At 71.8% G+C, this 13190-nt stretch carries 13 protein-coding genes; 5 read left to right on the plus strand and 8 right to left on the minus strand.

What is annotated here, in order from left to right; genetic code table 11:
• Window positions 1–25: 25 nt before the first annotated feature.
• A complete protein-coding gene (locus BJP60_RS12725; protein ID WP_238439431.1) occupies window positions 26–1483 on the minus strand; it encodes an FAD-dependent oxidoreductase in 1458 nt (485 codons plus the stop codon).
• A 76-nt stretch (window positions 1484–1559) separates the two neighbouring features.
• Entirely contained in the window at window positions 1560–1883 is a 324-nt protein-coding gene (locus tag BJP60_RS12730; protein ID WP_203136152.1) for a hypothetical protein, read from the minus strand.
• Between the two features lie 142 nt (window positions 1884–2025).
• Between BJP60_RS12730 and BJP60_RS12735 the strand changes: the two genes are divergently transcribed.
• The 5 genes from BJP60_RS12735 to BJP60_RS12755 all read left to right on the plus strand — a co-directional run bounded on the left by BJP60_RS12735 (window position 2026) and on the right by BJP60_RS12755 (window position 6712).
• Window positions 2026–2445: a hypothetical protein gene (locus BJP60_RS12735; RefSeq protein WP_203136153.1), complete on the plus strand. Its 420-nt coding sequence runs from the start codon at window positions 2026–2028 to the stop codon at window positions 2443–2445.
• A gap of 128 nt (window positions 2446–2573) precedes the next feature.
• Window positions 2574–3683, plus strand: coding sequence for a hypothetical protein (locus tag BJP60_RS12740; protein WP_203136154.1), 1110 nt, complete (start codon window positions 2574–2576; stop codon window positions 3681–3683).
• A gap of 236 nt (window positions 3684–3919) precedes the next feature.
• Window positions 3920–4282 (plus strand): YrdB family protein, encoded by a 363-nt coding sequence (locus tag BJP60_RS12745; protein WP_203136155.1) that lies wholly within the window; start codon window positions 3920–3922, stop codon window positions 4280–4282.
• Window positions 4283–4285: 3 nt separating this feature from the next.
• A complete protein-coding gene (locus BJP60_RS12750; RefSeq protein ID WP_203136156.1) occupies window positions 4286–5644 on the plus strand; it encodes an FAD-binding oxidoreductase in 1359 nt (452 codons plus the stop codon).
• 231 nt (window positions 5645–5875) lie between these two features.
• On the plus strand, window positions 5876–6712 hold the full coding sequence (locus tag BJP60_RS12755) for an alpha/beta fold hydrolase (protein ID WP_203136158.1): 837 nt from the start codon (window positions 5876–5878) through the stop codon (window positions 6710–6712).
• A gap of 60 nt (window positions 6713–6772) precedes the next feature.
• On the opposite strand, the gene BJP60_RS12760 is transcribed toward BJP60_RS12755, so the two are convergent.
• From BJP60_RS12760 to BJP60_RS12785, 6 genes are all read right to left on the minus strand, one after another.
• Window positions 6773–7552, minus strand: coding sequence for a glucosamine-6-phosphate deaminase (locus BJP60_RS12760; RefSeq protein WP_203136160.1), 780 nt, complete (start codon window positions 7550–7552; stop codon window positions 6773–6775).
• The gene (locus BJP60_RS12765; protein WP_203136161.1) at window positions 7545–8594 is read right to left on the minus strand and encodes an ROK family protein; all 1050 of its coding nucleotides are present in this window, start codon (window positions 8592–8594) and stop codon (window positions 7545–7547) included. Before BJP60_RS12765 ends, BJP60_RS12760 begins: the two co-directional genes overlap by 8 nt.
• Window positions 8591–9466, minus strand: coding sequence for a carbohydrate ABC transporter permease (locus BJP60_RS12770; RefSeq protein ID WP_203139343.1), 876 nt, complete (start codon window positions 9464–9466; stop codon window positions 8591–8593). Before BJP60_RS12770 ends, BJP60_RS12765 begins: the two co-directional genes overlap by 4 nt.
• A gap of 74 nt (window positions 9467–9540) precedes the next feature.
• The gene (locus BJP60_RS12775; protein ID WP_203136163.1) at window positions 9541–10488 is read right to left on the minus strand and encodes a carbohydrate ABC transporter permease; all 948 of its coding nucleotides are present in this window, start codon (window positions 10486–10488) and stop codon (window positions 9541–9543) included.
• Window positions 10489–10636: 148 nt separating this feature from the next.
• Entirely contained in the window at window positions 10637–11911 is a 1275-nt protein-coding gene (locus BJP60_RS12780; protein ID WP_203136165.1) for an extracellular solute-binding protein, read from the minus strand.
• 81 nt (window positions 11912–11992) lie between these two features.
• Window positions 11993–13141 carry an ROK family transcriptional regulator gene (locus BJP60_RS12785; protein WP_203136167.1) on the minus strand — a complete coding sequence of 383 codons (1149 nt, stop codon included), beginning with the start codon at window positions 13139–13141 and terminating at the stop codon, window positions 11993–11995.
• Window positions 13142–13190 lie beyond the last annotated feature (49 nt).

Below are 13190 nucleotides of genomic sequence, written 5' to 3' on the forward strand. Positions count from 1 at the left end.
ACGCGCGTGACCAGCGCCGCCGGCCTCAGCGCCGCTCGAGCGCCTCGACCGCCGGCCCCTCCAGCACCGCCCCGTCCGGCGCGAAGCGCGAGGCGTGCAGCGGGCAGTCCCACGACTGCTCGGCACGGTTCCACTCGAGGATGCCCTTCATGTGGGTGCACACCGCCGAGACGCGGCACACCTCACCGTTGACGCGCGACTCCGCGACCGGGTGGACGCCGTCGCGAATGACGTGCCCCTCGCCCTCCGCGAGCTCGCCGGATCGGGTCACGGTCCGCACGACGCCGTTGACCACGGACGCCGCGACACCGGCCTGCGCGGCGACGAACTCGGCCCCGTCGCGCAGCTTCAGGTGGGGTGACAGCGCCCACGGCACGGGCTCCCCCAGGATGTCGCCCGCGATCGTCAGCGCCGCGGCCGCCGCGTTCGTCATTCCCCACTTGTTGAAGCCGGTCGCGGCGTGCATCCGCTCGCCGACGGCACCGTAGAACGGCACCTGCGTGACCGTCTGGTAGTCCTGCGCCGCCCACCACGTCTGGCGCACCGCGCCGGGGAAGTTCGCGACGGTCCACTCGTCGAGCTCGCGCACCAGCGCATCCGTGTCGCGCTCGCGACCCGTCGTCCACGCCGGCCCGCCGACGACCAGCAGTCCCTCGGCGGTGCGCAGCGAGCGCTCCTGCGGATCCACCGACAGGTACATGCCCCGCGGCACATCGCCGGGCACGCGATACGCCGCCGCGAGGGAGCGCGACGGCTTGAGGCGCGCGAAGAAGCCGGCGCGGTCGATCACCGGGAAGCCGCTGGTGACGACCACCCGGTCGGCGAGCACCGCGCCGCGCGAGGTGTGCACGATCACGCCGTCGTCCGTCTCGTCCGTGCCGAGCACCCGGCATCCGGTCACGACGGATCCGGCGTGATCGCGCACCGAGGCGGCGAGCTTCGCGAGTGCCCGCATCGGATGGATCTGCCACTGGCCGCGCATGCGGATCGCGCGCGTCACGGCGTATGGAAGGCCCGCGTCCTGTCCCTCGCCCAGCACGTCGACGTCGAAGCCCACCGCGGCGAGCGCCTCGGCCTCCTGATCCACGCTCTTCGCACCCTCGCGCGTCGTGGCGTACGTGAACGCGTCCCGCTGCTCGATGGCCTCCGGCTCTCCCGCGAGCTCGGCGCGCAGCCAGTCCTGCCCCGCGCGGTTTGCCGCGACATACGCCTCGAGCGCCTCGTCACCCGCGTGCGAGCGGATGCCGGAGAACACCCCGCCCTGCAGCAGGCTGAGCTTCGCCGTCGTGTTCCCGGTGGCGACCGCCCCGACCTCGCGCGCCTCGAGCACCGCGACGGAGCGTCCGGCGCGGGCGAGGATCGCAGCGGTCGAGAGGCCGGCGAGACCTGCGCCGACGACCACCACGTCGACCTTCGAGGGCAGCGTCGTGTCGACCTCGATCAGGGGCGACGTGGCATGCCAGAGAGAGCGGGTGGTGGTCACGTGGGGCCTCCGGAAGGGTCGACGGTGTTCGCCCGTGAAACCTCGACGGGGCGTCCCGCGCCCACCACCGGCCTGCTCATCCGGCGAGCGGGGCGACGGGACGCTGGCGACCCGGCGGGAAGTGCGCGATCGGCTTCGGCTTGGCGGGCCCGACCGAGCCCTGCGCCGCCATCAGATCGGCGGCCATCAGCAGCACGCTCTCGATCGACGTGTGCCGTGTCGTACCGCGGGCGCCCTGCACCCACACGACTTCGTAGCTCAGCTCGCTGCGATCCTCCGTCGGGACCTGCTCGACGTAGGCGATCACACTGGCCGCGTCCGATGCCGCCACACTGCGGTCGCACACACGCCAGGCCCCCTCGATCAGGGGAACGAGCTCGAGCTGGTGATAGGTATCCATGGTGTGTCACCACCTCCAGATCGAGTGTGCGATCACGCCGTCCCGAGAGCGAGAGGCTTGACACCTTCCGAGGTGCCAGCTATCTCGCGTGCACCGAGGATGAGGCGCACACTGGAAGGGTCCCCACCTTGAGGAGGCGGATATGAGCACCAAGCAGGATCTGCGGGGCAACCGGGTGCCGACCGGCACCGGTGAGAGCGGATCGATCATCCAGGAGTACTTCCCCACGGCCGACGCCCGCGCGGCCGGACACCTCGCGGCGCCGCCCGGCCTGTACGCGGTCGCCGTCGAGGACGCGGCGGAGCGCATGGGCACGCGCGAGCAGCTCAACATCGCCACGCACGACCAGCGCCTGCGGGGACTCGTCGTGCAGATGGAGGCCGACATCGGCACCGGACGCCTGAAGCCCGAGGCGGCCCGCTTCGTGCTCGAGGAGCGCCTGTGCCAGGCCGGCATCGGCTGCGACGCCGAGCAGCTCGCGAAGCTCGCCAACCTGATCCTGTCGGAGCGGGCCCCGACAGACATCGCGCACGGCGAGCCCGGCGCCAGCCGCCGCCTGTGACCTCATGCCGGGCCCGCGGCGCGCGGGCCCGGCATTAGGTGCGCTCGCGCCTCGCGTCAACCCCGTTCAGAAGCCGCGCCCGGGGAAGCACGATGGCAGAGACCACCGATTCCGACGCAGGAGGCGACATGAGCGGCTACTACGAAGACCCCGAGACGCAGGGCACCGACCCCGTCGCGGCCGAGCTCGGCCCGGACGGTCAGGGCGACCTCGCACCCGAGGACCTGCCGCAGCAGCAGGGCGTGGACGAGGGCGGTTCGGTCCGCCTGGAGGACGACGTGCTCGACTCCGACCTCGAGGACGTCGGAACGACGTCGCCGGATGCCGGCGCGGGCCTCGCGCCCGGCGCGGGCGACGTGATCTACGGCGGCTCGAACGTCGACACCATGCCCCGCTCGGCCGACGACTTCCGCGAGGTCGACCCGGATCTTCTCGGATCCCCCGGCGCGACGGGCGAGTCCTCGCTGGACACGGATGCGACCCCGTCCGGGACGGGCGACACGGGATCCGGCATCGAGACCATCGCGCCGAGCGCGGACGCGCGCGCCGAGCGCGGCGCGGGCACGGTCGAGCAGCAGGAGCCCGTGCACGCGACGTCCAGCACGGCCGGCGTCTCGCCGATCGACGCCGCCGGCGGAGCCACCAGCGCCGCGGGCGGGGCCAGCGTCCCGCCGGGCCGCGAGGGCGCCGACTCCGGCGCCGTCGAGAGCGTCGGCGTCGAGGGCGCCTCGAGCCCCGACGTCGAGCGCTCCAGCCAGAACGACATCGCCGGCGTCGGCCCCGCTTCGGGCCGTGACGCGGGCGACGTGAGCACAGGAGGAGAGGCACCCGTGGATCCCAGCGAGAACGAGCCGTCGGCCGGCAACTCGGCCGCCGAGCCCGGAGCCGACGCGAACAACGTCGAGGACGCCCCGACCGCGCACGACTCGGCGGATCGCGACATCCCGGGCGTCCCGGACGCGGTCGGCCCCGGCGGAGCCGGCGAGCAGACGAGCCCGCGCCAGGACCTCAACAGCACGAACGTCGCTCAGCAGGTGCAGGGCATCGTGGTGCAGATGCAGGGCGACCTCGGCACCGAGCGCCTCGCCGAGGCCGAGGTGCAGGACGTGCTCGAGCGTCGCCTCACGGACGCCGGCATCAGCGCCGACGTGGAGCAGATCGAGCAGCTCTCGCGCCAGATCGTCTCGGGCAGCACGCCGACGGACGTCGACGAGGGCCAGCCCGGCGCCACCAGCTGAGGCGGTTGAGATCACCCCGTCCGGCCGGAGGCATCGTCCCGGCCGGGCGGGGTTTCCTCTGCCTGGGCATCGCTCGGGCGGTTCCGACTCGCTGCGCTCGCTCAACCAGCAAGAAGCCTTCTGCTGGTTGAGCGAGGGAGCGAAGCGACCGAGTCGAAACCGTTGGACGACCCGAGCCGAAGCCCCGACCACGCAGCCGGAGCGGGAGCGTTGCACGCAGATCTAGACTGGAACCCATGCCCGAAGACGTTCCCGGCGTGCGCGCTCCCCGCATCACCCCGCTCGATGTGCTGCGGTTCCTGACCGAGCTCGTCGCCCTCGGCAGCCTCGCGCTGTGGGGCTTCCTCGCGTGGCCGCTGCCGTGGAACTTCGTGTTCGGACTCGGAGCGCCGGCGCTGGCGATCCTGCTGTGGGCGCTGTTCGTGTCGCCGAAGGCCGTGCTCGCGGTGCACCCCTTCGTGCGGATCATCGTCGAGCTGCTGATCTTCCTGTCCGCGACGCTCGCGTGGTGGGCGCTCGGCCAGCCGTGGGTCGGGCTCGCGGTCGGCGTCGTCAGCGTCGCCGTGGGCGTGATGGTCGCGCGGCGCAGCGTGGGCTGATCCGTGAACGTCCTCGAGCAGCTGCGCGCCGAACTCGGCGATCTCGTCGACACGAGCGCCGCAGCGCTCGAGGACGCGCGTGCCGACAAGTCGGGGCACCGCTCCTCCGCTCCCCCGCTCGCGCTCGTGCACGCCGAGACGGTCGAGCACGTCCAGGCGACGATGCGGATCGCCAGCGCGACCGGGACGCCGGTCGTCACCCGCGGGGCGGGCACCGGGCTCGCCGGCGCGGCGAACGCGGGCGGCGGCGAAATCGCGCTGTCCGTGCGGCGCATGACGCGCATCCTCGAGGTCTCCCCCGACGACCTGCTCGCGGTGGTCGAACCCGGCATCCTGAACGCCGATCTGAACGCCGAGCTCGCCCCCTACGGACTGTGGTGGGCGCCCGACCCCGCCTCCCGCGCGATCTCGACCGTGGGAGGCAACATCGCCACGGGTGCCGGTGGCCTGCTGTGCGCGAAGTACGGCGTGGTGCGCGACGCGGTGCTCGGGGTCGACGTCGTGCTGGCGGACGGCCGCCTGATCCGCATGGGGCACCGCAGCGTCAAGGGCGTCACGGGCCTCGACCTGACCTCGCTCATGATCGGCTCCGAGGGCACGCTCGGCGTGATCGTGGGTGCGACGCTCAAGCTGCGCCGGGTCGTCCCGGGTGACGTCTGCACGATCGCGGCGACCTTCCCCACGGTGCGCGATGCCGCATCCGGATCCTCCGCGGTCACGGCCGCCGGCATCCAGCCCGCGATCATGGAGCTGATGGACGCGACGAGCCTCGCCGCCGCCCACGCCCTCCTCGCGCTTCCCGCTCCGACGGCCGGCGCGTCGCAGCTGACGATCCAGACCGACGGACCCGCCGCCCGCACGGAGGCCGATGCGGTCGCCGAGGTGCTGCGCCGGGCGGGCGGCACCGTCACGATCACGTACGACCGCGAGGAGGGCGAGCGTCTGCTCGCGATCCGCCGCGCGATGCATCCGGCGATGGAGTCCCTCGGCACCGCGCTGATCGAGGACGTATCGGTGCCGCGCTCGCGGATGGCCGCGATGTTCGACGAGATCGCGCGCGTGGAGCGCGAGCACGGCGTAGGGATCCCCACCGTCGCGCACGCGGGCGACGGCAACCTGCACCCGAACTTCATCTTCCAGGGCGACGAGGTGCCCGAGGGGATCTGGGCCGCGGCCGACGACCTCTTCCGCGCCGCGATCCGCCTCGGCGGCACGCTCACGGGCGAGCACGGCATCGGCGTGCTCAAGCGCCGCTGGCTCGCCGATGAGCTCGGCGACGACCAGTGGCGGCTGCAGCGCGACGTCGCCCGCGTCTTCGACCCCCAGGGCATCCTCAACCCGGGCAAGGTCTTCGACGCCTGACAAGGCGCACGCCGTGCCGCGCCGCGGGCGCGGCATCGGGGGTGGTACTGCCGGGGCCACGACAGGGCCGGCCGAGCGTCATAGCGTCGCAGGTGTCGGCCGCTGCGAAGGCGCCCCGCCCCTCAGCGGACCGACCCTCATCGCATGATGAGGTCCCACCCCGCTCACCCCTATCCACGCTCAGACATCGCCCGAGCGATCCCCGGGCGACGACACAATGGAGGCTCGACTATGCCGTACGTGACCACAGCCGATGGTGCGGAGATCTTCTTCAAGGACTGGGGCAGCCCGGATGCCCAGCCGATCGTGTTCCACCACGGGTGGCCGCTGTCGTCCGACGACTGGGACGCGCAGATGCTCTACTTCCTGGGCAAGGGCTACCGCGTCATCGCGACCGACCGGCGCGGCCACGGCCGCTCCTCGCAGATCGCGACCGGCCACGACATGGACCACTACGCCAGCGACATGAACGCGGTCGTCGAGCACCTCGACCTGCGCGACGCCATCCACATCGGGCACTCGACCGGCGGCGGTCAGGTGGCCCGCTACGTCGCCCAGTACGGCGAGCCGCAGGGGCGTGTCGCCAAGGCGGTGCTGGTCGCGGCGGTGCCGCCGCTGATGCTGCAGACCGAGGCGAACCCCGAGGGCACGCCGCTGTCGGTGTTCGACGGATTCCGCAGCGCTCTCGCCGCCAACCGCGCCGAGTTCTTCGAGGCCGTCGCGTCCGGCCCGTTCTACGGCTTCAACCGCGACGGCGTGACGCCGTCGCAGCCCGTGATCGACAACTGGTGGCGCCAGGGCATGACGGGCAGCGCGCTCGCGCACTACGAGGGCATCAAGGCCTTCTCCGAGACCGACCAGACGGAGGACCTGAAGGCGATCTCGGTGCCGGTATTCGTCATCCAGGGCGACGACGACCAGGTGGTGCCTTACAAGGCCGCGGCCCTCAAGCAGGCCGAGCTGCTCAGCAACGCGACCCTCAAGATCTACGAGGGCTACCCGCACGGGATGCTGACCACGCACGCCGACGTGATCAACCCCGACATCCTCGCCTTCATCCAGCAGTAAGCCTGTCCGCAGCGCGGCGCGGCCCGGACCTCCGGGACGCGCCGCGTTCGCGCGCGGTGCCTACAGTCCCTGCCACTCCGGCTTGTGCGCGTAGGCGTAGCGGTAGTAGTCGGCGTAGGCGAGGCGGGAGGCGGCGGGCTCGTCGACCACGACCGTGACGTGCGGGTGCAGCTGGATCGCCGACCCCGGCAGGGACGAGGTGACGGGGCCCTCGACGGCTCCGGCCACGGCCTCGGCCTTGCCCTCGCCGAAGGCGAGCAGCACGAGGTGGCGGGCGTCGAGGATCGTGCCGAGGCCCTGCGTGATGCAGTGCGTCGGCACGTCGTCGATCGAGTCGAAGAAGCGCGCGTTGTCCTCGCGGGTCCGCTGCGTGAGCGTCTTCACGCGCGTGCGCGACGCGAACGACGATCCCGGCTCGTTGAAGCCGATGTGACCGGTCGTGCCGATGCCGAGGATCTGCAGGTCCACGCCGCCGGCGTGGGCGATCGCCTCCTCATAGTCCTCGCCGTGATGCTCGATGCCCTCGAGCGTCCCGTCGGGCGTGCGGATGCGCGCCGGATCCAGCCCGAGCGGCTCCACGACCTCGCGCGTGATCACGGATCGATAGCTCTCGGGATGCGCCGGGTCGATGCCCACGTACTCGTCGAGCGCGAAGCCCCGCACGCGGGACACGTCGACGCCCGCGAGCCGGGGGCGCAGCGCCTCGTACACCGGCAGCGGCGTGGAACCCGTCGCGAGCCCGAGCACCGCGTCGGGCCGCCGCGCGACGAGTGCCGCGATCTCATCGGCGACGAGCGCTCCGGCGTCCGCCCGGTCGGACACGACCACGATCTCAGCCATGCAACGCCTTTCGCGACTCGACCTCGCCTCCGAGCGCGGCGCCGAGGGCTCCCGCCGCCGAGTCGGGCGGGAGCAGTTCGATCCTGTCAGGCAGGCGAAGGGATGTCAGGAAGGCGGACCGCGCGGAGCGCTCGCGCAGCTCGGACCGGACGACGTCGAGCAGCCGGTCCCCCAGCCGCGCGACGCCGCCGCCGATCACGACGGCGACCGGATCCATCGTCAGCACGAGCACGTGCACCGCCGCCGCGACGCCCCGAGCGAGGTCCGAACGCAGCACGAGCGCGTGCGGATCGCCCGCGTCGGCGGCGTCGAAGACGTCGCGCACGGGCAGGTCGCCGCCACGGCCCCAGCGGCGCGCGACCGACGCACCTCCCGCGAACGTCTCGATGCAGCCGCGCTGGCCGCACGGGCACTCCGGCCCGGCCGGATCGATCGAGACGTGCCCGACCTCGCCCGCCGTGCCGCCCCAGCCGCGCCAGAGCCGGCCGTCGAGCACGACGCCCGCCGCGATGCCCGTGCCGAGGTTGAGGTACGCGAACAGCTCGCCGGCCGGCCGCACCGCCTCGTCGCGGGCGAGCAGCGCGTGTGCGCCGAGCGCGGCCGCGTTGACGTCGTTCTGCACCGCGACGGGCACCCCGAGCGACCGCTCCAGCTCACCCGCCAGGTCGAGCTCCGTCACGCCGAGGTTGACCGCGTTGCGCACGACGCCGCCCACGATCTGCCCGGGGATGCCGATGCCGACCGACGCGACATCCGCCGCCCCGAGGTCCGCGATCGCTGCGCGTGCGGTGGCGAGCACACCCTCCGACCCGCGCTCGGTCGCGCGGCGGGTGCGCGCGACGATCGCGCCCGAGGGACCGACCGCGACGGCCTCGGCCTTGCTGCCGCCGATGTCGATGCCGATGCGGGTGGGCGCGGCCCCTGCCGCAGCGGAGAGGCCGGGACGTCTCGACTCGCTCCGCCCTCTCGACGAGCGATCCTGCTGCTCGACCAGCACGGAGGGCGAGGTGGTGTCGGACTGCACGAGCTTCGGCACGCTCATCCCTTGACGGCTCCCGCCGCGAGGCCGCCGGTCATCCGGCCCTGCACGATCAGGAAGAAGATGACGACGGGGATGCAGATGAGCGTCGAGCCCGCCAGCACCGCGCCGTAGTTGGTCGCCTCGGTCGCCGACTGGAACGAGTTCAGCCACGTCGGCAGCGTGAGGTTCTCGTCCTTCATGAGCAGCAGCGCCATCGCGAACTCGTTCCAGGACTGCATGAACGCGAAGATCCCGGTCGCGACGAGCCCCGGCGCGAGCAGCGGGAACGTCACCCGCCAGAACGCGCCCTGCTTGGAGCAGCCGTCGATCTGCGCGGCCTCCTCGAGCTCGGCGGGCACGCCCGCGACGAAGCCCCGCAGCGTCCAGATCGTGAACGGGATCACGGCCGCGATATGCACGAGACTGAGGCCCACCAACGTGTTCATCAGGCGCATGTCGTCGATCAGGTTGTAGACGGTGAACATCATCCCCTCGCCGGGGATCATCTGGACGACGAGGATCGCCACGATGAACGTGCGCCGCCCGACGAACCGGAACCGGGCCAGCGCGATCGACGCGAGGAAGGCGAACAGCAGCGCGCACAGCACGACGATCGCCACGATCGTGAGGCTCGTGCGGAGCGCGTTCGGGAAGTCGGTCTGCCCGGGAGCGGCGGGCCGGGTCCACGCCGTGACGTAGTTCAGCAGGGTCGGCTCGCGCGGGATGAGCGACTGGTCGCGCTGGATGATCTGGTCGCCGGGCGTGAACGACAGGTTCAGCATCCAGTACACCGGGAACACCGCGCACAGGAAGACGATCACGGCGAGCACGTTGAACAGGATCCGCATGCCGCGGCTGCGCACACCGGTCGGCGGCGCGGTGGGACGCGGCATCCGCAGCGCGCGGGTGGTCGTCGTCGGCGGCAGCGCCTTCGTGACGACGGGGGGCGCCTTGGGCGCGAGGATGGTCACGTCTCGTCCTCTTCCTTCAGGAGCTGGCGCAGGTTGAACCAGCTGATCGCGAGCATGATCAGCACGATGAGCATGCCGATCGCACTGGTGGCGCCGAACTCGCCGATGCCCTGGCGGAACAGGTAGACCGGCAGCACGTTCGTGTCGGCGGCGATGCCGCCCCGGCTCTGCAGGGCGTACACCTGCGTGAACAGCTTCATGTTCCAGATGATCTGCAGGATGAGCAGCCCACCCAGCACGGGACGCACGGCCGGGAACACGACGTTCCACCACCGCGCCCAGCCGCCCGCGCCGTCGATCTCGGCGGCCTCGATCGTCTCGCGCGGCACCTGGCCCAGAGCGGCGAAGGTCGTGAAGGCGACGAACGGGATCGCGCCCCACACCACGATGATCGTGAGCACCAGGAAGAACGTCCACGGGTTCAGCAGCCACGAGTGGTTGTGCCACGCCTGCGTGCCGGTGACCGTGTTGAGCGCCCAGTTCACGACGCCGTACTGCGTGTCGAAGATGAACCCCCACACCACGCTCGCCGTCAGCGGCGGGATCGCCCACGCCAGCAGCAGCCCGACCGACAGCGTGATGCGCATGCCGCGGCCGATCTTGGTCATGAGCAGTGCGACGAGCACGCCCAGCACCATGATCAGCACGGTGGTGACGACCATGATCCCGACCGTGCGGGCGACGACCTCGGGGAAGTCGCTGCGCGTGATGATCTTGATGTAGTTGTCGAGCCCGACGAACTCGGGCGCCGTGCCCTGGATCTTGTGGCGCACCTGGTAGTCAGTGAACGACTGCCACACCATCTGGACGGCCGGGTAGCCGACCATCAGCAGGATCAGGATGATCGACGGCGCGAGCAGGATCCAGGACGAGATCGCGTCGCGGCGCACGCGGCGGCGCTCGCGTTCCTCCCAGCTCAGGCGCGGGGCGGTCGTGGTGGTCAAGAAGGTCTCCCTCTCTCCCCGTCGCTCGTTGAGCGAGGAGCGAAGCGACGAGTCGGAACGGTCCGGACCGACCGCGGGGTCAAGGCCACGGCGGTCCGGCCGTTTCGACTCGGTCGCAGGCTCCTGCGCTCGACGAGCAGGCGGAAGGTCAGCCGTTGAGGATCGACTCGATCTCGGCGTCGAGCGCCTCGGCGACCGCCTTGACGTCCTCGCCCTGCGCGATCCGGACCAGCGAGTCCTGGATCACCAGGCTCGACTCGACCTCAGCCCAGTCGGGCGACGTGGGCACGCCCTTCGAGTTGGCGAGCGCCTGGGCCTGTGCCTGCGCGACCGGGGTGTCGGGCAGCGACTCGGCCGATTCCAGCAGCGCCGGGGTCAGGCCACCCTCGGCCATCAGGTCCTGGTAGCCCTTGGACAGCATGATCTTGACGACCTCCTTCGCCATCGCCTGGTTCTCCGACAGCGCCGCGACGCCGATGTTCGAGCCGCCGGCGAAGATGGGAGCCGTCTCGCCCTCGGTCATGCCGGGGAGGGCGAACGCGCCGAGGTCCTTGCCGAACGTGTCGGGGCAGCCCGGGTTCTCGGCGTCGGGCTCGGCGAGGATCGACCACTGCATCCACGCGGGAGCCGACAGGAACGCCGTCTCACCCGCGCAGAACGGCACATGCGCGTCGGTCTCGTCGGCGTCGGCCGGCGCGTTCGTCGCCTCGGCGAAGACCTGCTGCAGCATCTCCAGACCCTGCAGCGACTCCTCGCTCGAGAACTGCGCGTCCCACGTGTCGCCGTCCTGCACCGCGATCTCGCCGCCGTGCGCCCAGATGTACGGGAGCATGTTGTACCAGTCGCGACCCGGTGCGTAGATGCCGCTCATCGCGTCCGTCTTGTACTCGATGCCCTGCGCGACGTACTCCTCGAGCGTGGTCGGGATGCTGTCGGCATCCACGATCTCGGGCGAGTAGAACACGACGCGGCCACCCGCGTAGTACGGCGCCGCGTAGAACGTGTCCTCGTACGTGCCGGCCTCCTCGAGCCCGGGGTTGAGCTCGCCGAGGTCGCCGCGGATGTCGCTCAGGTCGGAGAACAGTCCCTGGTCGATGAAGCCGATGGCCTGCGTGTTGCCGACCTCGACGACATCCGGGGTGTCGTTCGACTGCAGCGCGGCGACGTACGTCTCCGAGACATCCGCCCAGGTCTTCTCCTCGAGCTTGAGGGTCCAGCCCTCGTTCTCCGACTCGAACGTGTCGACCAGGTACTCCCGCGCCGTCTCGGGGGTGTCGGTGCCGACGACCCAGACCGTGAGCTCGCCGCTCTCGGCCGCGGGCGCGTCCGTCTCGCCGCCGGGAGCCGAGCTCGCGGAACAGCCGGCGAGCGCCAGCGCGCCGGCGCCGAGCAGGCCGATGCCTGCCAGTGCCTTCTTGTTCATGTGATGCGTCCTTCGGGTGTGTGGTGGGGTGGGGTGGTGCGCCTGTTTGCGCCGGGGCTTCGTCGCCCCGTCGGGTCTCGCCTACGAGACCCCGAGTTCGCCGTCGAGGATCAGCACGACCGCGCCTCGCAGCACGACGTCGTCTCCCTGAGCGGACATCCGCACCTGCACGTCCTCGTGGAGGAACGTGCGGGCGCGAAGCGTGTCGATGACGGTGTCCCGCAGGATGCCGTCGAGCCGGTCGGCGGGGCCGGAGAGCACGATCTCCGACAGATCGAGCGCGCCGACGATGGGCGCGATCGCGATCGCGAGGCGCTCGCCGGCGTCGCGCAGGACGTCGTCCGGATCCGCGCCCCGGGCGATCCGGTCCTCGAGCGACCGGATGGACAGCCACGACTCGAGGCAGCCGTGCTTGCCGCACACGCACAGCGGCCCGGCGTCGGTTCCGACCGTGACATGGCCGATCTCGCCCGCCGCGCTGCGGGCGCCGCGCGTGAGCTCGCCGCGTGTGAGCAGGCCGGCGCCGACGCCGCGGCCGACCTTCACGACGAGGACGTCGCCGCTCGCGCCGCCGAGCGTGTGCTCGGCGAGCACCGCGACGTTGGCGTCGTTCGCGACGTGCACGGGCACGCCCAGCCGCTCCCGCAGATCCTGCTGGAGGGGGAGGTCGAACCAGCCCAGGTTCGGCGAGTTCAGCACGACGCCGTCGCTCGCGACGATGCCGGGGGCGCCGACGCCGAGGCCGAGCACGCGGCCCGGCGCCGCCGCGAGGAGGTCGGCCGACAGCGCATGCACCGCGGCGAGCGCGCCCTCGGCGTCGCCGTCGGCCGGGCGCGGCAGCGCGCGCCGCGCGACCACCGAGCCGGCGAGGTCGATCACGGCGCCGCGGTACTCGCGGTCGTCCGAGAGGTCGAGGCTCGCGACCTGCAGTCCCTCCCGGTCGAGGTCGACGAGGATCGCCGGTTTGCCCGGTCGTGATCCCTGCCGCGTGCCCTGCTCGACCACAAGCCCGTCGCTCACGAGCTCGCCGACGAGGTCGGAGGTCGTCACCCGGGTCAGCCCCGTCGCACGGGCGAGATCGGCGCGGCTCATGGCGCCGTCGTGGAACAGCGTGGCCAGCACGAGCGAGCGGTTGTGCGTCCGGGCGTGCTCGGGCAGCACCTTGATCCGCGCGACGCGCCCACGGGGGGCGGCGATCGTCGGAGCGGAGGGGGTGCGGGCAGGAGGCATGTTCGTAAGGTGCACTTACTAACCCTCCGGCGCAAGAGGCGGCACCAGG

Source organism: Microbacterium sp. JZ31 (assembly GCF_016805985.1).
GTDB lineage: Bacteria > Actinomycetota > Actinomycetes > Actinomycetales > Microbacteriaceae > Microbacterium.